At 69.2% G+C, this 19,084-nt stretch carries 13 protein-coding genes; 12 read left to right on the top strand and 1 reads right to left on the bottom strand.

Features of this window, described 5'->3' with window-relative positions:
* Nucleotides 1–83: 83 nt before the first annotated feature.
* From QSJ95_RS00975 to QSJ95_RS00920, 12 genes are all read left to right on the top strand, one after another.
* Entirely contained in the window at nucleotides 84–1,331 is a 1,248-nt protein-coding gene (locus QSJ95_RS00975; protein WP_285639219.1) for a parallel beta-helix domain-containing protein, read from the top strand.
* Entirely contained in the window at nucleotides 1,328–2,455 is a 1,128-nt protein-coding gene (locus tag QSJ95_RS00970; protein ID WP_285639217.1) for an SO2930 family diheme c-type cytochrome, read from the top strand. Before QSJ95_RS00975 ends, QSJ95_RS00970 begins: the two co-directional genes overlap by 4 nt.
* A 484-nt stretch (nucleotides 2,456–2,939) precedes the next feature.
* Nucleotides 2,940–6,224 carry a transglutaminase family protein gene (locus tag QSJ95_RS00965; RefSeq protein WP_285639215.1) on the top strand — a complete coding sequence of 1,095 codons (3,285 nt, stop codon included), beginning with the start codon at nucleotides 2,940–2,942 and terminating at the stop codon, nucleotides 6,222–6,224.
* Nucleotides 6,225–6,274: 50 nt separating this feature from the next.
* Complete coding sequence (locus QSJ95_RS00960; RefSeq protein ID WP_285639213.1) at nucleotides 6,275–8,773, top strand: circularly permuted type 2 ATP-grasp protein; 2,499 nt, start codon at nucleotides 6,275–6,277, stop codon at nucleotides 8,771–8,773.
* Nucleotides 8,773–9,702 carry a transglutaminase family protein gene (locus tag QSJ95_RS00955; protein WP_285639212.1) on the top strand — a complete coding sequence of 310 codons (930 nt, stop codon included), beginning with the start codon at nucleotides 8,773–8,775 and terminating at the stop codon, nucleotides 9,700–9,702. The genes QSJ95_RS00960 and QSJ95_RS00955 overlap by 1 nt, the downstream gene beginning before the upstream one ends.
* 911 nt (nucleotides 9,703–10,613) lie before the next feature.
* Nucleotides 10,614–11,465: a mechanosensitive ion channel family protein gene (locus tag QSJ95_RS00950; protein WP_043269128.1), complete on the top strand. Its 852-nt coding sequence runs from the start codon at nucleotides 10,614–10,616 to the stop codon at nucleotides 11,463–11,465.
* 278 nt (nucleotides 11,466–11,743) lie between these two features.
* Nucleotides 11,744–12,208, top strand: a complete 465-nt coding sequence (locus QSJ95_RS00945) for a GspH/FimT family pseudopilin (protein ID WP_051878584.1) — start codon at nucleotides 11,744–11,746, stop codon at nucleotides 12,206–12,208.
* Nucleotides 12,205–12,738, top strand: coding sequence for a type IV pilus modification protein PilV (pilV, locus tag QSJ95_RS00940; protein WP_269962202.1), 534 nt, complete (start codon nucleotides 12,205–12,207; stop codon nucleotides 12,736–12,738). Before QSJ95_RS00945 ends, pilV begins: the two co-directional genes overlap by 4 nt.
* 1 nt (nucleotide 12,739) lies before the next feature.
* The gene (locus QSJ95_RS00935; protein WP_281686085.1) at nucleotides 12,740–13,498 is read left to right on the top strand and encodes a PilW family protein; all 759 of its coding nucleotides are present in this window, start codon (nucleotides 12,740–12,742) and stop codon (nucleotides 13,496–13,498) included.
* The gene (locus tag QSJ95_RS00930) at nucleotides 13,495–14,079 is read left to right on the top strand and encodes a pilus assembly PilX family protein (protein WP_285639206.1); all 585 of its coding nucleotides are present in this window, start codon (nucleotides 13,495–13,497) and stop codon (nucleotides 14,077–14,079) included. The genes QSJ95_RS00935 and QSJ95_RS00930 overlap by 4 nt, the downstream gene beginning before the upstream one ends.
* A gap of 9 nt (nucleotides 14,080–14,088) precedes the next feature.
* Nucleotides 14,089–17,766, top strand: coding sequence for a pilus assembly protein (locus QSJ95_RS00925; protein ID WP_285639204.1), 3,678 nt, complete (start codon nucleotides 14,089–14,091; stop codon nucleotides 17,764–17,766).
* Nucleotides 17,763–18,158: a type IV pilin protein gene (locus QSJ95_RS00920; RefSeq protein ID WP_043316851.1), complete on the top strand. Its 396-nt coding sequence runs from the start codon at nucleotides 17,763–17,765 to the stop codon at nucleotides 18,156–18,158. The genes QSJ95_RS00925 and QSJ95_RS00920 overlap by 4 nt, the downstream gene beginning before the upstream one ends.
* Here the strand turns inward: QSJ95_RS00920 and QSJ95_RS00915 are convergent.
* Nucleotides 18,155–18,742, bottom strand: coding sequence for a cytokinin riboside 5'-monophosphate phosphoribohydrolase (locus QSJ95_RS00915; protein ID WP_009613417.1), 588 nt, complete (start codon nucleotides 18,740–18,742; stop codon nucleotides 18,155–18,157). The genes QSJ95_RS00920 and QSJ95_RS00915 overlap by 4 nt on opposite strands.
* Between the last annotated feature and the right edge of the window lie 342 nt (nucleotides 18,743–19,084).

Below are 19,084 nucleotides of genomic sequence, written 5' to 3'. Positions count from 1 at the left end.
AAGGAAGCCGCGTCCGGGCTATCCACGGAAAAATCTTGGTACTATAGTTCCAAAATCATAAAAACAAGACCGGAGACCCCGCCATGCGTCGCGCCGCCCTGTCCCTTCTCAGCCTCGCCGTGCTCCTGGCCGCCTGCGGCGAGCAGGACAAACCCACCGCCGCGGTCAGCGCGGACTTCCAGAAAGACCTGCAGGCCCGGCTGATCAAGGCCAAGCCCGGTGAGGTCATCGCGATCCCCGCCGGCACCTACCACCTCGACCGCGGCCTCAGCCTCAAGGTCGATGGCGTGACCCTCCGCGGCGACGGCATGGACAAGACCATCCTCAGCTTCAAGAACCAGAAGGCCGGCGCCGAAGGCCTGCTGGTGGACGCCTCGGACTTCACCATCGAGAACCTGGCCATCGAGGACAGCAAGGGCGACGCCCTCAAGGTGCTGGGCGGCAAGAACATCGTGATCCGCAACGTGCGCACCGAATGGACCAACGGCCCGGCCACCGAGAACGGCGCCTACGGCCTGTACCCGGTGCAGACCGAGAACGTGCTGCTGGAGGGCAACGTGGCCATCGGCGCCTCGGACGCGGGCATCTACGTCGGCCAGTCGCGCAACGTGGTGGTGCGCAACAACCGCGCCGAGCGCAACGTCGCCGGCATCGAGATCGAGAACACCATCGGCGCCGACGTGTACGACAACGTCGCCACCGGCAACACCGGCGGCATCCTCGTCTTCAACATGCCCAACCTGCAGCAGCCGGGGCGTGGCTCCCGCGTCTACAACAACGAAGTGCAGGGCAACAACCACGACAACTTCGGCCACAAGGGCACGCCGGTGGCCAGCGTCCCGGCCGGTTCCGGGGTGGTGGTCAACTCCAACGACGACGTGGAAATCTTCGACAACAGGATCGGCGACCACAAGACCGCCAACGTCATCATCAGCAGCTACTACAGCACCAACTACTCGGACAAGGCGACGCAGCCGAACTTCGATCCCTACCCCGAGGGCATCTACATCCACGGCAACACCTTCGGGCCCGGCGGCGACAGCCCCGACCACCTGGAGCTGAAGGCGCTGAAGATCGCCAAGTTCGGCCTCAACGGACGCCTGCCGGACATCCTCTGGGACGGCTACGTGAACCAGAAGAAACTGGTCGACGGCAAGCTGCCGGAGGAGCTGGCCATCTGCATCGACAACGGCGAGGCCGGCATCGTCAACGTCGACGGCCCCAACGGCTACAAGAACATCAGCACCGACATGAGCGGCCACCGTTGCAAGCTCAAGCCGCTGCCGAAGATCGAACAGGCCGGCCTGGGCGAGAAGGGAGGCAAGGCATGACGCGAGCCGCCTGCGCCTGGTTGTCGCTCGCCCTGGCCGTGGCGCTGGCCGGGTGCGGGCAGCAGGCGAAGCCGCGCTACCAGCCCGAGGGCGACGACTACCCGCAGACCTTGAGCGGCTGGGGCATGCTGCGCCTGGGCGACGGCCACCTCGCGCCTGCGCCCGAGGTGCTGCCCTACGACCTCAACACGCTGCTGTTCACCGACTACGCGCACAAGCTGCGCACGGTGTGGATGCCTGAAGGGCAGGCGGCGAAGTACGCCGAGGACCACTTCGACTATCCGCTGGGCACGGTGCTGACCAAGACCTTCTACTACCCCACCGACGGCAAGGGCCAACTGCTGGAGAACGCGCAGGACGACCGCGACCCGCGGCAGGGCCTGGACCTGGCCAGGGTGCGCCTGGTCGAGACCCGCGTGCTGGTGAAGCAGAAGGACGGCTGGACGGCGCTGCCCTACGTGTGGGACGCCGAGCAGAAGGAAGCGCACCTGGAACTGGCCGGCGACAGCCAGGCCCTGGAGCTGCAGGATGCGGCCGGGCAGAAGGTGGCCTTTACCTACATGGTGCCGGACGCCAACCAGTGCTCCGAATGCCACGCCGAGACCAAGGGCGCCGGCATTGCCCCGCTGGGCCCCAAGGCCCGCCACCTGAACAAGGACTTCGCCTACGCAGACGGCAGCGACAACCAGTTGCGCCACTGGCAGGCGCGCGGCTTCCTGCAGGGGTTGCCGGCGCTGGCGCAGGTGCCGCAGAACGCCCTGTGGGGCCACCCGCGGGCAGGCGAGAGCCTGGAGAAGCAGGCGCGCAGCTATCTGGACGCCAACTGCGGTCATTGCCATAACCCGAAGGGGGCGGCGCGCACCTCGGGGCTGTATATCGATGCCAGTGCCGAGTTGGGCGTGAACTACGGGTTCTGCAAGCAGCCGGTGGCGGCGGGCAATGGTACTGGCGGGCGTCGCGAGGATATCCATCCGGGGCATCCGGAGCTGTCGGTGCTGACCTACCGAGTGGGAAGCGACAAGCCCGGGGAGATGATGCCGGAGCTGGGGCGGGCGTTGGTGCACAAGGAGGGGTTGGAGGTGCTGGAGCGGTGGATTGCGGGGTTGGCGGGGGGGTGTAGTTGAGGTTGGAGTTTTCCTTCGACTTCGGTGCGTGGGGGGACTCCGTTCCCTCTCCCTAACCCTCTCCCTGAAGGGAGAGGGGACCGTTCGGAGCGTGCTGATGTTTCGGCGTTAGCCGGCTTGTACCGATTACCCGGCTAACACCAAATCCTTTCTCGGCACGGACAAGCCCCCTCTCCCTTCAGGGAGAGGGCTGGGGAGAGGGCGCTCTAGAACCCAACACCAAAACCCCAGCCACCCTCCCTTAGCGAGCAACCTCGCCCCAACGAAAGACCACCCAACCACCACAAACCTTCTCCCCCTGTCACACCCCACCGTCTAGGCTATTCCCACCGGCGCCCCATTTCCGTGCGCCCCCATGCCCGGCATGCGCCCCCTGGCCCCGCGATGGTGCCCGGCGCCCGTGCGCAGCCCGTTCCACGGCCCCTGGCGGCTGGCACGGGACTTGCGCGGAAGCTGTGTCACCCAGGCCCGCAGGAGGCCCGCTGTGTCGATCCATGTCGCCTTGCAGCACGTCACCCACTACCGCTACGACCGCGCCGTGAACCTCGGCCCGCAACTGGTGCGCCTGCGCCCGGCGCCGCACAGCCGCACGCGCATCCTCGGCTATTCGCTGAAGGTCGCCCCGGGCAAGCACTTCATCAACTGGCAGCAGGACCCGCAGGGCAACTACCTGGCGCGCCTGGTGTTCCCGGAGAAGACCGAGGAACTGCGGGTGGAGGTGGATCTGGTCGCCGAGATGGCGGTGTTCAACCCCTTCGACTTCTTCCTCGAGCCCTACGCCGAGCAGTTTCCCTTCGCCTACGGCGCCGACGAGCAGCGCGAGCTGGCGCCCTACCTCGCGCGCCAGCCGGCCAGCCTGCGGTTCGCCGAATACCTCGCCGCGGTGCCGCGCGACGCCAGCCCCACCGTGGACTTCCTGGTCGCGCTGAACCAGCGCCTGGCCGGCGACGTGCGCTACCTCATCCGCATGGAGCCCGGCGTGCAGACGCCCGAGCAGACCCTGGAGCTGGCCTCCGGCTCCTGCCGCGACTCGGCCTGGCTGCTGGTGCAGCTGGCGCGCCACCTGGGCCTGGCGGCGCGCTTCGTCTCCGGCTACCTGATCCAGCTCAGCGCCGACCAGAAGGCCCTGGACGGCCCCAGCGGCACCGAAGTGGACTTCACCGACCTGCATGCCTGGGCCGAGGTCTACCTGCCCGGCGCCGGCTGGGTGGGGCTGGACCCGACCTCCGGGCTGTTCGCCGGCGAGGGCCACATCCCCCTGGCCTGCAGCCCCGAGCCGTCCTCGGCGGCGCCGATCACCGGCGCGCTGGAGGAATGCGAGGTGCAGTTCAGCCACCAGATGCGCGTGGAGCGCGTCTGGGAAGCGCCGCGGGTGACCAAGCCCTACAGCGAGGAACAGTGGCAGGCGATCCGCGAGCTGGGTTCGCGCATCGACGCCGACCTCGCCGAACAGGACGTGCGCCTGACCATGGGCGGCGAGCCGACCTTCATCGCCATCGACTACCCCGACGACCCCGAGTGGAACACCGCCGCCCTGGGCCCGAACAAGCGCCGCCTGGCCGCCGAGCTGTTCCACCGCCTGCGCCGCCACTACGCGCCCAAGGGCCTGGTGCACTTCGGCCAGGGCAAGTGGTATCCGGGCGAGCAACTGCCGCGCTGGTCGCTCAACTGCTACTGGCGGCGCGACGGCGAGCCGCTGTGGAACAACCCCATGCTCTACGCCGAGGAGGGCCGCAGCTACGGCGCCGACGCCGCCCTGGCCGCACGCTTCCTGCGCCGCCTCGCCGGGCGCCTGGGCCTGGTCGGCGACACCCTGTTCGCCGCCTACGAAGACTGGTTCTACTACCTCTGGCGCGAGCGCCGGCTACCCAGCAACGTCACCCCGGAAGACCCGCGCCTGGCCGACCCGCTGGAGCGCGAACGCCTGTGCCGGGTGTTCGAGCGCGGCCTGGGCGAGGAGGTCGGCCATGTGCTGCCGCTGGCGCGCAGCGCCGCCGGCGACGCCTGGGAAAGCAGCCGCTGGTTCCTCCGTGGCGAGCACTGCCGGCTGGTCCCCGGCGACTCGGCGCTGGGCTACCGCCTGCCGCTGGACTCGCAGCCCTGGGCCAGCGAGGCCGACTACCCCTACGTCAACCCGGCCGACCCCAGCCAGCCGCGCCCACCGCTGCGCCGCGCCGCGCAACTGCAACAGGTACGCGAGCGCATGCCCGGCGGCCCGGACGCCACGCGCCAGCCGCTGCTGCACCAGTCCGCCGGCTGGATCACCCGCACCGCGCTGTGCGCCGAGCCGCGCGAAGGCCGGCTGTACCTGTTCATGCCGCCGCTGGCGGAGCTGGAGGCCTACCTGGAGCTGGTCGCCGCCATCGAGGCCACCGCCGGCGAACTGGGCTGCCCGGTGCTGCTGGAAGGCTACGAGCCGCCGGCCGACCCGCGCCTGAGCAACTTCCGCGTCACCCCCGACCCGGGCGTGATCGAAGTGAACATCCACCCCTCGGCGAACTGGGACGAACTGGTCGAGCGCACCGAATTCCTCTACGAGGCGGCGCGCCAGTCGCGGCTGTCCAGCGAGAAGTTCATGGTCGACGGCCGCCACGTCGGAACCGGCGGCGGCAACCACTTCGTCCTCGGCGGCGCCACCCCGGCGGACTCGCCCTTCCTGCGCCGCCCGGACCTGCTGCGCAGCCTGATCAGCTACTGGCACAACCACCCCTCGCTGTCCTACCTGTTCTCCGGCCTGTTCATCGGCCCGACCTCCCAGGCGCCGCGGGTGGACGAGGCGCGCAACGACGCGCTCTACGAACTGGAGATCGCCTTCGCGCAGATGCCCGAGCCGGGCGCCGACTGCCCGCCCTGGCTGGTCGACCGCCTGCTGCGCAACCTGCTGGTGGACGTCAGCGGCAACACCCACCGCGCCGAATTCTGCATCGACAAGCTGTACTCGCCGGACAGCGCCAGCGGCCGCCTCGGCCTGCTGGAACTGCGCGCCTTCGAAATGCCGCCCCACGCGCGCATGAGCCTGGCCCAGCAACTGCTGCTGCGGGCCCTGGTGGCGCGCTTCTGGGCCGAGCCCTACACGCCGTCGAAGCTGGTGCGCTGGGGCACCGAGCTGCACGACCGCTTCCTGCTGCCGCACTTCGTCGAGCAGGACTTCGCCGACGTGGTCCACGAACTCAACGCCTTCGGCTACCCGCTGCGCAGCGACTGGTTCGCCCCGCACTTCGAATTCCGCTTCCCGAAATACGGCGACTACGCGGTGAAGGGCATCGACCTGGAACTGCGCCAGGCCCTGGAGCCCTGGCACGTGCTGGGCGAGGAGGGCGCCCCCGGCGGCGCCGTGCGCTACGTGGACTCGTCCCTGGAGCGCGTGCAGCTGAAGCTGAGCGGCATGGCCCCGGACCGCTACGTGGTCACCTGCAACGGCCGCCCGGTGCCGCTGCGGCCCACCGGCCAGGTCGGCGAATATGTCGCCGCGGTGCGCTACCGCGCCTGGCAGCCGGCGTCCTGCCTGCAGCCGACCATCGGTGTGCAGGCGCCGCTGGTCTTCGACATCGTCGACACCTGGATGCAGCGCTCCCTCGGCGGTTGCCAGTACCACGTCAGCCACCCCGGCGGGCGCAGCTACGACAGCTTCCCGGTGAACGCCTACGAAGCCGAGAGCCGGCGCCTGGCGCGCTTCTTCCGCCACGGCCACACACCCGGCAAGCTGAACGTGGAGGCGCCGCGCGCCGACGCCGAACTGCCGATGACCCTCGACCTGCGGCGGACATGAGCGCCGCCGCCCGCTAAAGTGAACAGGCCGCCTTGCACGCCGAGTCCCTGATGTCCGAGTTGCTCGCCCACTACCCGCTGTCCGCCACGGCGTACCACGAACTGCTGGACGCCGCGGGCGGCGTGCGCCCGCACTGGCAACGCCTGGTCCAGCGCCTGGAACGCGCCAGCGCCGCGCAGCTGGAGCAGCGCCAGGCCCTGCTGGCGCGGCAGATCCAGGAAAACGGCGTGACCTACAACGTCTACGCCGACCCCAAGGGCGCCGACCGCCCCTGGGAGCTGGACCTGCTGCCCAACCTGCTGTCCGCTGAGGAATGGGCCGGCATCGCCGCTGGCGTGGCGCAGCGCGGGCGGCTGCTCAACGCGGTGCTGGCCGACCTCTACGGCGAGCAGCGCCTGCTCGCCGAGGGTGTGCTGCCGACCGAACTGGTCTACGGCCACCCCAACTTCCTCTGGCCCTGCGGCGGCCTGCCGGTGCCCGGCGGCATCTACCTGCACAGCTATGCCGTGGACCTGGCGCGCGACGCCGACGGCCGCTGGCACGTGCTCGCCGACCGCACCCAGGCGCCCTCCGGCGCCGGCTACGCTCTGGAGAACCGGCAGATCATCTCCCGCGCCCTGCCGGAGCTGTACCGCGAACTGCGCGTGCAGTACCTGGCCGGCTACTTCCGCACCCTGCAGGAAACCCTCGCGCACTGCGCCCCGGCCGACGGCGAGACACCGCTGGTGGTGCTGCTGACCCCGGGGCGCTTCAACGAAACCTACTTCGAGCACCTGTACCTGGCGCGCCAGCTCGGCTTCCCGCTGGTGGAAGGCCACGACCTGACGGTGCGCGACGCCACCCTCTACCTGAAGACCCTCGGCGGCCTGAAGCGCGTCCATGCGGTGCTGCGGCGCCTGGACGACGACTTCTGCGACCCGCTGGAACTGCGCACCGACTCCGCCCTCGGCGTGCCCGGCCTGCTCGACGCCGTGCGCCGCGGCCGCGTGCTGGTGGCCAACGCCCTGGGCAGCGGCGTGCTGGAGTCGCCGGGGCTGCTGGGCTTCCTGCCGGCGGCCAGCCGCCGGCTGTTCGGCGAAGACCTGCTGCTGCCGGCGGTGCAGACGCGCTGGTGCGGCGAACCGGGCGCCCTGGACATGGCGCTGGGCGAGCTGGAGCGCCTGGTCATCAAGCCGGCCTTCCCCTCGCAGAGCTTCGAGCCGCTGTTCGGCCACACCCTGGGCCCGGCGGCCCGCACCGAGCTGTGCCAGCGCCTGCGCGCGCAGCCCCACGCCTACGTGGCGCAGCGCCAGGCGCAGCTGTCCCAGGCGCCGGTGTGGCAGCAGGTCGGGGCGCGCGGCGAGCTGCAATCGCGCGCCATCGGCATGCGCGTGTTCGCCGTGGCCGCCAGCGACGGCCGCTACTGGGTGATGCCCGGCGGCCTGACGCGGGTGGCCTCGGCGGCGGACGCCGAAGTGGTCTCCATGCAGCGCGGCGGGGCCAGCAAGGACACCTGGGTGCTGGCCGACCGCCCGGTCCACGGCGAGCCGCTGCGGCCGCGCAACATAGGCGCGCGCGACCTGATCCGGCAGGACCCGTACCTGCCCTCGCGGGTGGTGGAAAACCTCTACTGGTTCGGCCGCTACGCCGAGCGCTGCGACGACAACGCCCGGCTGCTGCGCGTGGTGCTGTCGCGCTACGTCGATGCCGACGGCGACGAGCAGGCCCTGCGCAGCGCGCTGGACCTGGCCGGCGCCATGGGCCTGATCCCCCGGGGCGAGGCGCCACTGGAGCAGCGCCTGCTGGCGGCCCTGCTGGACGAGCACTGGAGCAACAGCCTCTGCGCCAACCTGCGCCGCCTGCACTGGGCCGCCGCCCAGGTGCGCGGGCGGCTGTCGCGGGAGAACTGGCTGGCGCTGATGGAGCTGCAGCGCGACCTACAGGCGCTGGACGCGCGCGACACCGAACTGGGCGACGCCCTGGACTTCCTCAACCGCCTGCTGATGTCCCTGGCCGCGCTGTCCGGCTTCGCCCTCGACGACATGACCCGAGACGACGGCTGGCGCTTCCTGATGATCGGCCGGCGCATCGAGCGCATCCAGTTCTTCGCCGACGCCATCGCCGGCTTCCTCGACGGCGGCGCGGCCTGGGACCCGGGCGCCCTGGAATGGCTGCTGGAGCTGGGCAACAGCACCATCACCTACCGCTCGCGCTACCTCGCCGGGCCGCAGCTGATCCCGGTGCTCGACCTGCTGTTGCTGCACGAGCAGAATCCCCACGCCCTGTACTTCCAGTTGCAGGCCCTGGAGCGCTCCCTGGAACGCCTGCACCAGGAATTCGGCATGCCCCGCGAGCAGGAACTGGCGCTGCTCACCGCGCGCCTGCTGGCCTTCGACTTCGCCACCCTGGAGAACCCGCTGTTCGGCAGCGCCGGGCAGGACGAAGTGCTCGCCGGCCTGGCGCGCCTGCTGCGCGAACTGGCGCAGGGCGCCGGCCAGGCATCCGACCGCCTCGGCCTGCGCTACTTCGCCCACGTCGACGACGTCAGCCAGCGCACGGTATCCACCTGATGGCCGAAACCCAGCTTTCCCCAACGTCCGCGCCGGTGGCGCGCTACCAGGTGTTCCACGACACCCGCTACCGCTATGCCGCGCCGGTGTCGCTGTCGCAGCAACTGCTGCACCTGTGGCCGCGCGACTGTCCCCGGCAGCGCTGCCTGGGCCGCGAACTGCAAATCGAACCCGTGCCCACCCAGCGCAGCGACGGCTTCGACGTGTTCGGCAACCCGCTGACGCGCCTGGCCTTCGAACGGCCCCATGACGAACTGCAGGTGAACGCCCGCCTGCAGATCGAAGTGCTGCCGCGCCTGCCGCTGCACGCCTCGCCGGCCTGGGAACAGGTGGCCGCCGACCTGGCCTTCCGCGGCCGCGCCCTGTCGGCGCAGGAACTGGAAGCCTGCCGCTTCCGCATGGAATCGCCCTACGTGCGCATCAAGCGCCAGTTCGCCGAATTCGCCGCCGACTGCTTCCCCGCCGGCCGGCCGCTGCTGGAAGGCGCCGCGGCGCTGATGCAGAAAATCTTCGACGAATTCGCCTTCGACGCCGAAGCCACCCAGGTGGCGACGCCGCTGACCGAAGTGCTGGAGCGCCGCCGCGGCGTGTGCCAGGACTTCGCCCACCTGATGCTCGCCTGCCTGCGCTCGCGCGGCCTGGCGGCCCGCTACGTCAGCGGCTACCTGCTGACCCGCCCGCCACCCGGCCAGCCCCGCCTGATCGGCGCCGACGCCTCCCACGCCTGGGTCTCGCTGTACTGCCCGGCCAACGGCTGGGTAGACTTCGACCCCACCAACAACATCCTCCCGGCTCTGGAACACATCACCCTGGCCTGGGGCCGCGACTTCGCCGACGTCTCGCCGCTGCGCGGGGTGATCCTCGGCGGCGGCAGCCACGACCCGGAAGTGCGGGTGACGGTGATGCCGCATTGGGAATTGGCGGTGTAGCAGAGCGGCCAAGGCCAGGTCCACTGCCTTGCCGACTGCGCCGGAGTGCTCTTCGTAGGAGCGAGCTTGCTCGCGAACGGTGCTTGCGGGTGGCTGCTGCGTGTCCGGTTGACTCCGCTCCCTCACCCCAGCCCTCTCCCGGAGGGAGAGGGGGCCGTTCGGCGTGGGCTGGAGTTTCGACGTCAGCCTGTAGGAGCGAGCTTGCTCGCGAACGGTGCTTGCGGGTGGCTGCTGTGTGTCCGGTTGACTCCGCTCCCTCACCCCAGCCCTCTCCCGGAGGGAGAGGGGCCGTTCGGCGTGGGCTGGAGTTTCGACGTCAGCCTGTAGGAGCGAGCCTGCTCGCGAACGGTGCTTGCGGGTGGCTGCTATGTGTCCGGTTGACTCCGCTCCCTCACCCCAGCCCTCTCCCGGAGGGAGAGGGGGCCGTTCGGCGTGGGCTGGAGTTTCGGCGTCAGCCTGTAGGAGCGGGCCCTGCCCGCGAAACGCGCGCAGGGGAATGGCGTGGGTGGGGCAGCGTAGGAGCGGATCTCATCCGCGAATCGCGCCGGTGGTTCCGGCTATCGCGGACAAGGTCCGCTACGATCTTGCGCCCTACGGGCAAGCGCTGTTCGTAGCCAGGTGTACCAGGACGACCCCGGATTCCCCACCCGCTCAGGACAGCCCCCTCTCCCGCTTGCGGGAGAGGGTTGGGGTGAGGGTGGTGCAGGAGAAACGCCGTCGTAGGATGGGTTGAGCGAAGCGATACCCATCACCAAGGCCGCATGGGTTTCGCAAGCTCAACCCATCCTACGAAAAGCGCCTCTGCGCAGCCGGCAAGTTAGTTGCTCCTGACAACCCCGCCCGCCGGGCAAGCCGCGAACGGCGTGCTAGCTTTTCCCTGGTCATTTCCCAATCAACGGATGGGCCAGGCCATGGGCGACACGAACATCGTCAACGTGGGTACGGAGAAGTTCAACGAAATCTGGTCGCTGGTGCAGCAGTACGCCCTGGCCTTCGGCATCAAGATCCTCGCCGCCATCGCCTTCTGGGTGATCGGCCGCTGGCTGATCGGCCTGGCGGTGGGCATGGTCGAGCGAGCCCTGGCCCGGCAGAGCGTCGACCCGACGCTGCTGCGCTACGTCGGCTCCTTCATCACCGTGACCCTCAACATCGTCCTGGTGATCGGCATCCTCGGCTACTTCGGCGTGCAGACCACCAGCCTGGCGGCGCTGATCGCCGCGGCCGGCGTGGCCATCGGCATGGCCTGGTCGGGGCTGCTGGCCAACCTCGCCGCCGGCGGCTTCATCATCGTCCTGCGGCCGTTCAAGGTCGGCGATTTCATCACCGCCGCCGGCGTCACCGGCACGGTCAAGGAGATCGGCCTGTTCTCCACCGCCATCAACACCCCGGACAACGTGCTGACCCTGGTGGGCAACAACAAGGTCTTCGGCGACACCATCCAGAACTACAGCCACAACCCCTTCCGCCGCGTCGAACTCAAGGCCCAGTTGTCCGGCGCCGCCGACTACGCGGCCGCCACGGCCCTGCTCAAGGAGCGCATCGCGCAGATCCCCAACGTGCTCGACGAGCCGCCGGTGGAGGTGGAGATCCTCGAGTTCAACCTGGTCGGCCCGGTGCTGGCGGTGCGCCCGTACTGCCACAACGACAACTACTGGCAGGTCTACTTCGACACCAACCGCACCATCAAGGAAGCCCTGGGCACCGGCTTCCCGGCGCCGATGCCGGCGCAGACCATCATCGTGCAGCAGCAATCCGCCAACTGATCGCCGCGCCACACACAGGGGCACCGCAAGGGTGCCCCTGGTGCTTCCGAATGCGTTTTCCTACGCCGTTGGGGATGGGCGGTCGTCAATCCTCGACAGCCGGTGAGTGCGCAGGAGCTTTCCTGCCGCCATAGGAAATTTCACCTTCCCGCGAGTGGGGAGGCCCCGCCGAAGCTGGCGATTCATCCTGCATATTCCCCCCGTCGACAAGCGCACCCTGGGTGGACCTCGACCGACGCTTCCCGCGCCGGTCGCCGTCTTCATCGCCCGGGGGCCCGATGCCACGCCATTCCCGTTTCGCCGCTTTCAGCCTGATCGAGCTGCTCGTCACCCTGGCCGTGCTGGCCATCACCCTCGCCATCGCGGTACCCGGCTTCACCCAACTGGTACGCAGCCAGCAGGTGCAGGGCGCCGCCCAGGAGCTGTATGCGCTGCTGCTCTATACCCGCAGCGAGGCGGCCAGCCGCGGGCGCTCCGTCACACTGAAGCCGGCCCAGGGCAGTACCTGGCGCGGGACTCTGGCGGTGACGGCCGGCAGCACCAGCCTGCGGCAGGTGACGCTGCGTGACGCCGTCGTCCTGGCCAGCGCTGCTAACAGCATCGTCTTCCGCGCCGATGGGCGCCTGGGCGGCAACGCGACCTGCATCAGCATCTGCCCGGCCGTGGACGGCGCGACCTGCCAGCGCATCCGCATCCTCGCCAGCGGGCAGATAGCCTTGCCGGCCAGCGGAGGCTGCTCATGAGGGCCGCATGCGCAGGCGTCGGCCTGATCGAGGTGCTGGTGGCGCTGCTGGTGCTGACGGTGGGCAGCCTGGGCATGCTCGCCCTGCAGTCGCAGGCGGTGCAGAACACCCAGGCGGCCACCCTGCAGGGCAACGCGGTGATGCTCGCCCACGACCTGCTGGAGATGATGCGCAGCAACCGCGACGCGGTGCTCGACGCGACGGGGCAGTTGAACGGCGAGTCGAAGTATTTCAAGGCCGAGAAGTCCGTCTTTCCAGCCATACCAGACAACTGCGGGACACGGCAGCGCGGTAGCGGTGGCGACGGCGTCGCGACCGCCGACCTCGGCTGCTGGCGTGGCCGGATCGAGCGCTTGCTGCCGGTGACCGAGGACCTCCTGACGAAGGAGTTCGCGGTCTGCCGCAGCGCTTCGGGCGAAGCCTGTTCCGACGCCGGTTCCCTGGTGATGATCCGCGTCGCCTGGGCCGACAAGCGTTCGAAAATGTGCGACGGGGGCGTGTGCAGCTACGTGCTGCGCGCGGAGCTGTGAAATGAGGGCCTCCCATCTGCAGCATGGCCAGCGGGGCCTGTCGCTGGTCGAACTGATGGTGGCGCTGCTGCTCGGCAGCGTGCTGATCATCGGTGTCACCCAGTTGTTCCTCGACCAGAAGCGCCACGCCCAGTTCCAGTTCGGCCAACTGGCCAACCAGGGCAATGCCCGTTTCGCCACCCACGCCATCGAGCGCCTGGTGGCACGCGCCGGCTACCGGGCCAGGCCCCAGGCGCAAATAGCCGAGGAAGCCTTCCCGGCACGGGGAGCCGTCCATGGCTGTCCGGCTTTCGCCGCCGGGCAGACGCTGGCCCTGGCCCAGGGCAACAGGAGCGCGGCCTTGTGCGTGCGCTACCAGCGTGGCCTGGAGGCGCAAGAGGCGGACTGCAGCGGCGCGTCGCTGCCTTTCTCGACGAAACCGCTCAACGTGGTCGCCCACCTGGCGCTGGACAGCAACGCCGGAAAGCTGACTTGCACTTCCTTCGTCGAAGGGGGAAGCGGCCCCGGTTCCGCCAGCGTGCTGGTCGAGGACATGGTGGATTTCAGCTTCCAGCCGCTGGCCGACAGCACCGAGCAAGTACAGCAGGTCGGCCTGTACCTGCTGTTCGCCGGCAAGGGCGGCCAGGGCGACGGCATCGTCAGCGGGGTGCGCAACGACTGGCAGGCGCTGAGTGGCCGAGCCCCCGCCATCGCCGCCAGCGACACCCGTCCGTTGCAGATCGCCTTCGCCGCCATCGCCCAGAGGAACCTGAAGCCATGAATGTCCGTGCAAGCACAACGGCCCAGGGCGGCGCCGTGCTCGTCGTGGCGCTGGTCATGCTGCTGCTGATGACCGTGCTGGCCCTGTCCGGCATCTCCGCCAGCCAGTTGGAGTTCCGCCTGGCCGGCAACCGCGCGGAACAGGTGCGCGCCTTCAACGCGGCCGAATCGGCCTTGCGCAACGTCGAGCGGCGCCTGGCGGATATCGCCGGCGGCGACGACCTGCGCGGCGCCAGTTGCGCCGGGCGCCAGGGCCTCTGCGTGCTGCAGGTGGACAGCGTGCGGCGCGTCGACGAGCAGGGCGCCTGGCAGTGGAGCTGGAGCAGCGATCCGGGTGCGTGGTGGGGAAAGGCGCAGAACGCCATCGACTACCGCGGCGCCGACGGCCAGAGCGGCTTCGACCGGACGCTGCGCCAGCACGCAGTCTACTTCGCCAGCGATGGCGACGGCCTGAACCTGGGCAACCTCGACGAGCCGCAGCTGCGCACCGACTACTACTACGCCGGCGCCTACGCGGGGAGCGATGACGGGCGCACGCCGGTGCTCCTGCAATCGGTCTTCGCCCGGCGCTACGTGAACTGAGGAAAACCGATGAGCCTTCGCCGCCACTACCCCCGTCTCTTCCTCGGCCTGGCAGCGGCCTGGCTGGCCATGCCGGCGAGCGCCGATAAGCTGCACATCAGCCAGCAGCCGCTGTTCCTCAGCCAGACGGTGGCGCCGAACCTGATCCTGACGATGGACAGTTCCGGCAGCATGCACATGGCTTACGTTCCCGATGCCATCGGTAAGCACGCCGATAGTCGTCGGGCCAAGGCGGCCAGCTACAACCCGATGTACTACAACCCCCAACTGACCTACCGGGTGCCGAAGCAGGTCACCTTCAGCAACGGTCGACTGACGGTGCGCGAATACCCCGTCAGCCAGGGCGGTGGCTTCGATTTCACCCGGGTCAGGCGTAACGGCTTCGATGAAAGACGCGAGACGATCGACCTGGCCAATGAGTACCGGGTGACCTGGCGTTATTCTCCGGATTCGTCGAGCGATCTCGAGCAGACGAAGAATCCCGAAAGGGACTTCAAGCGCAGCGCTTCGCTGTCCACCGGGCAGACCTGGGATGGTGACCTCGCTCCCGGCCTTAGGCTGGAGATCAAGCGCACGGAGTGGTTCGCGTGCGATGGGCATCTCAACGGCAGGTGGGTTCCCTGTAGTTACAATGTGCTCGCAGGCACCTCCACGGTGGACCTTACCCAGCATGGTGTGCCGGCCTACTACTACAGGTTCGACGCGAGCCTGAGCGGCTGCTCGGCGTCCTCGACCGACGACAAGTGCTACAAACTGGTCAAGGTCGGCGCGAACTCCGGCCCGAACGGCGAGGACGAACGGGAGAACTTCGCCATCTGGTACGCCTTCTACCGCAACCGCGCCCTGGCCACCCAGAGCGCCGCCAACCTGGCCTTCAACAGCCTGCCCGAGTCCATCCGGCTGACCTGGCAGGATTTGAACGGCTGCAGCCAGCTCGACGGGCAGTGGGGGTGCAACGGCATCAGCTACAGCGGTGGCAACCCGTTTCGTCCATTCGCCAAGAAGCACCGCGCGGATTTCTTCCACTGGCTGTCGAGCGTCAGGTTCAGCGGCGGTACGCCTCTGCGTCAGGCGCTGGACCGGGCCGGCAAATTCATCGCCGACGAGGACGGCCCAGCCTACGACTTCGAGCCCGGCGGCAAGAAAGAGCCGAAATTCACCTGTCGCCCCAGCTATCACCTGATGATGACCGATGGGCTGTGGAACGGCAGGGCGGGCTCGGTGGGCGGCAACGTCGATGGTAGTGGCAGGACGTTGCCGGACGGCGCTCACTATGCGGCCCGCTCGCCCTTCAAGGACGGGGCGAAGAACACCCTGGCCGACCTGGCCTTCCACTACTGGGCCACCGATGCGCGCACGGACCTTGCCAACGAGCTGAAGCCCTACGTTCCCTTCGCCCAGGCGGATGCCACCCTGCAATACTGGGACCCGCGCAACAACCCGGCGACCTGGCAGCACCTGGTGACTTTCACCATGGGCCTGGGCCTGGGGCACTCGCTGCTCAGCCCGCAATGGTCCGGCGGCACCTTCGAGGGGGCCGGCTACCAGGGCCTGGCCAATGGCAGCATCGCCTGGCCGCCAGCGAGCTCCGATCATGAAAACAACGTCTACGACCTCTGGCACGCGGCGATCAACTCCCGCGGCGAGTTCTTCAGCGCCGAGGACCCGCAGCAGATGGTCGACGCCTTCGCCAGCATCCTCTCGCGCATCGTCAACCGTGCGGCCTCGGCGGCGCGGCCGGCGGTGGCGGCCGGCGAGGTGAAGGACCAGGCGCATGTCTACGTCGCCTCCTTCTCCAGCGAGGACTGGAGCGGCGACCTGGTCAAGTACCTGCAACCGGCGAACGCCGGCCGGCAGCAGCTGTGGAGCGCCAAGGCGCTGCTCGACGCGCGCAAGAACCCGCGGCGGGTACTCATGGGCAAGGGCAAGAGCCTGGTGGACTTCGCCTGGAGCAACCTCGACAGCGGGCAGCGGCGCGTCTTCAACCAGACGCTCTCCGGCGACCAGGACTCCCGCGGCGAAGCACGCGTACAGTACCTGGCCGGCAAGCGCGACCTCGAAGGGAGCGAGTTCCGCGTGCGCGGCGGGCTGCTCGGCGACATCGTCAACTCGGCGCCGCTGCTGGTGACGGCGCCGTCCCGCCCGGCGCTGCCGCGCGACCGCCTGGAAAGCCCCGACAATGACGGCCTGAGCAGCAGGGACGACGCCTACAGCGAATTCAAGGCGGCGCAGGCCTCGCGGCGCAGCATGATCTACGTCGGCGCCAACGATGGCATGCTGCACGCCTTCGACGCCGAGACCGGCGAAGAGGTCTTCGCCTTCGTGCCCCGTCCCGCCCTGGCCGGCATGTACCGGTTGACCGATCCGCGCTACACCATTGCGGAGCATCGCTACCTGGTGGACGGCCCCCTGGTCGCCGAAGACGTGTTCTTCGACGGCGCCTGGCGCACCGTGCTGGTCGGCGGCCTCGGCGCCGGCGGCCGCGCGCTCTTCGCCCTGGACGTCACCGACCCGCAGCAGCCGAAGCTGCTCTGGGAGATCGAAGGCGGCGCCGGCCCGTTCGCACGCCTCGGCCATACCCTGGCGCGCCCGGTCATCACCCGCCTGCACAGCGGCCAGTGGGCGGTGCTGGCGGCCAACGGCTACGACGGCCTGCAGGACATGGCGGTGCTCTACCTGATCGACATCGCCACCGGCTCGCTGCTGCGCGAACTCAACGTGAGCCAGGGCGGCGATGCCGCCAACGGCCTGTCCAGCCCCCGCGCCGCGGACATGGACGGCGACGGCATCGTCGACCACGCCTACGCCGGCGACCTGCTCGGCAACCTCTGGCGCTTCGACCTCTACAAGGCCACCAGCCAGGGCGGATATGGCGGCCCCGACTCCGCCAGCGCCTCCGACTACCGGGTCGGGCTGGCCGGCCGGCCGCTGTTCCGCGCCCGCCTTGCCCCTCTTGCTCCGGGCAAAGAGGGCGAGGTACAGCCCATCACCGCGGCGCCCTGGCTGGTCCGCCATCCCTCGGGCCAGGGCGTGCTGGCGCTGCTGGGCACCGGCAAATACTTCGAGGTCCACGACGCCGAGGCCGACACCAGCCGGGCGATGAGCCTCTACGGCATCTGGGACAGGCTGGTCGCGGGAGAGCAGGGCGGCAACGACTCGACGGTGACGCGCAGCAGGCTCCAGGCCCAGGAGTTCACCAAGATCGCCGACAGCTACCGAAGCCTCAGCAGCAACCCGCTGGCCTGGGCGCCCGTTGCGCAGAAGCCCGGCGCGGGCGGCAACGGCGTGCATGGCTGGCTGCTGGACCTGCCGAAGACCGGCGAGCAGGTCGTCGCCGACCCGGCCAGCAGCGGCCGGCTGGCCTTGTTCGCCACCCTGACGCCGAACGCCGACCCCTGCCAGGATGGCGTCAGCACCTGGCTGCTGGCGCTCAACCCCCTGACTGGCGGGGCGCCGCTGACGGACGCGCTGGACTACAACAACGACGGCGTGGTCGATGCGCGGGACCGTGACGACGGCAACAAGGTCGCCGGTGTGCTGCTCCCCGGCGGCCTGGGCGGGGCGTCCCTCGGCTTCGACCTGTCCAGCGGCCTGGGTGTCGCCCACGGCAGCGAAGGGGCGGTGCGCTTCTACGACGGCATCCGCCCGGGCCGGCAGAGCTGGCGCCAGATGGAGGCATCGGAATGAGCGGGCAGCGGGGTTTCAGCCTGCTGGAGCTGATGATCGCCGTGGTCATCGTCGGCATCCTGGCCAGCGTCGCCTATCCCAGCTACGTGGAATACGCGCGGCGCTCCGACCGCGCCGAAGGCCAGGCCCTGCTGATGGAGGCGGCGGCGCGCCAGGAACGATTCTTCGCGCAGAACCGTCGCTATATGGTGGACAATAAAAAAATCGCCTCTCTCGGCCTGCAGGCGACCTCGCGCAATGGGCGCTACGTCCTGACGCTGTCGGCCGGCGAAGATGGCGATGGTGGCTACCTGCTGAAGGTCACGCCAAAGCGCAACGACCCCCGCTGCGGCCCCCTGACGCTCAACGCCCTGGGGCAGCGTAGCCCGGCCACCGCCGAGTGCTGGCGCTAGGTCGGCGCGCGGTCGACCCACTTGGGCGCGGCCAGGGGCTTCCAGGCCTGCAGGGCGTCGATCAGTTCGGCCGGGGTGGCGCCGCGCTGCAGCATCTGGCGGTGTTCCGCACGGACGAAGCGTTCCTGCACCAGGTGGTCGAGGAAGCTCAGCAGCGGGTCGTAGAAGCCGTTCACTTCCAGCAGGCCCAGGGGCTTGGCGTGGTAGCCCAGTTGGCCCCAGGTCCAGACCTCGAAGAGTTCCTCCAGGGTGCCCAGGCCGCCGGGCAGGGCGATGAAGGCGTCGCTCAGCTCGGCCATGCGCGCCTTGCGCGCGTGCATGCCGTCGACCACTTCCAGGCGGCTCAGGCCCTTGTGGCCGATTTCCGCCTCTTTCAGGCTCTGCGGGATGATCCCCACCACCTCGCCGCCGGCGGCCAGGGCGGCATCGGCCACCATGCCCATCAGGCCCACGGCGCCGCCGCCATAGACCAGGCGCAGGCCGCGCTCGGCGATGTGCCGGCCGAGGCTCTCGGCCGCTTCGCGGTAAATGGGGCTGGCACCGGGGCTGGCGCCGCAGAATACGCAGATGGAACGCAAGGTCATTGTCTGGAACTCCGTGACCGTCAAAACGGTCGTCAGAGTAACTGCTGCGTGTCCGCGCTCCAAGCCGCCATGGCCGACCTAGCCGCCGCAAGCGCCCTGGGCATAGCACGCGAGGACTTGCTGAAAAATTGTATACATGTTTGTATCCGATTTGTCGTGCATGGCGACGCTCTCCGTCAGGCATCCGTGACGGTCTATGCTGGACGGGGCGCGCTAATTTGCCTCGTTGAAAGTTCGTATCAGCCTGATAGAACTGCATGCTGGCAAGACTATGGCGCCGCCCGCACCGAATTGACCTGGATCAGCAGGCGCCGCCCGACTATCGGGCAGTCTGCCGTTCCG

Origin of the sequence: Pseudomonas sp. NBRC 100443 (assembly GCF_030268185.1) — a bacterium.
GTDB lineage: Bacteria > Pseudomonadota > Gammaproteobacteria > Pseudomonadales > Pseudomonadaceae > Pseudomonas > Pseudomonas citronellolis.
The sequence above is the reverse complement of the archived record's forward strand: the minus strand, read 5'-3'. Positions and strand labels throughout refer to the sequence as shown.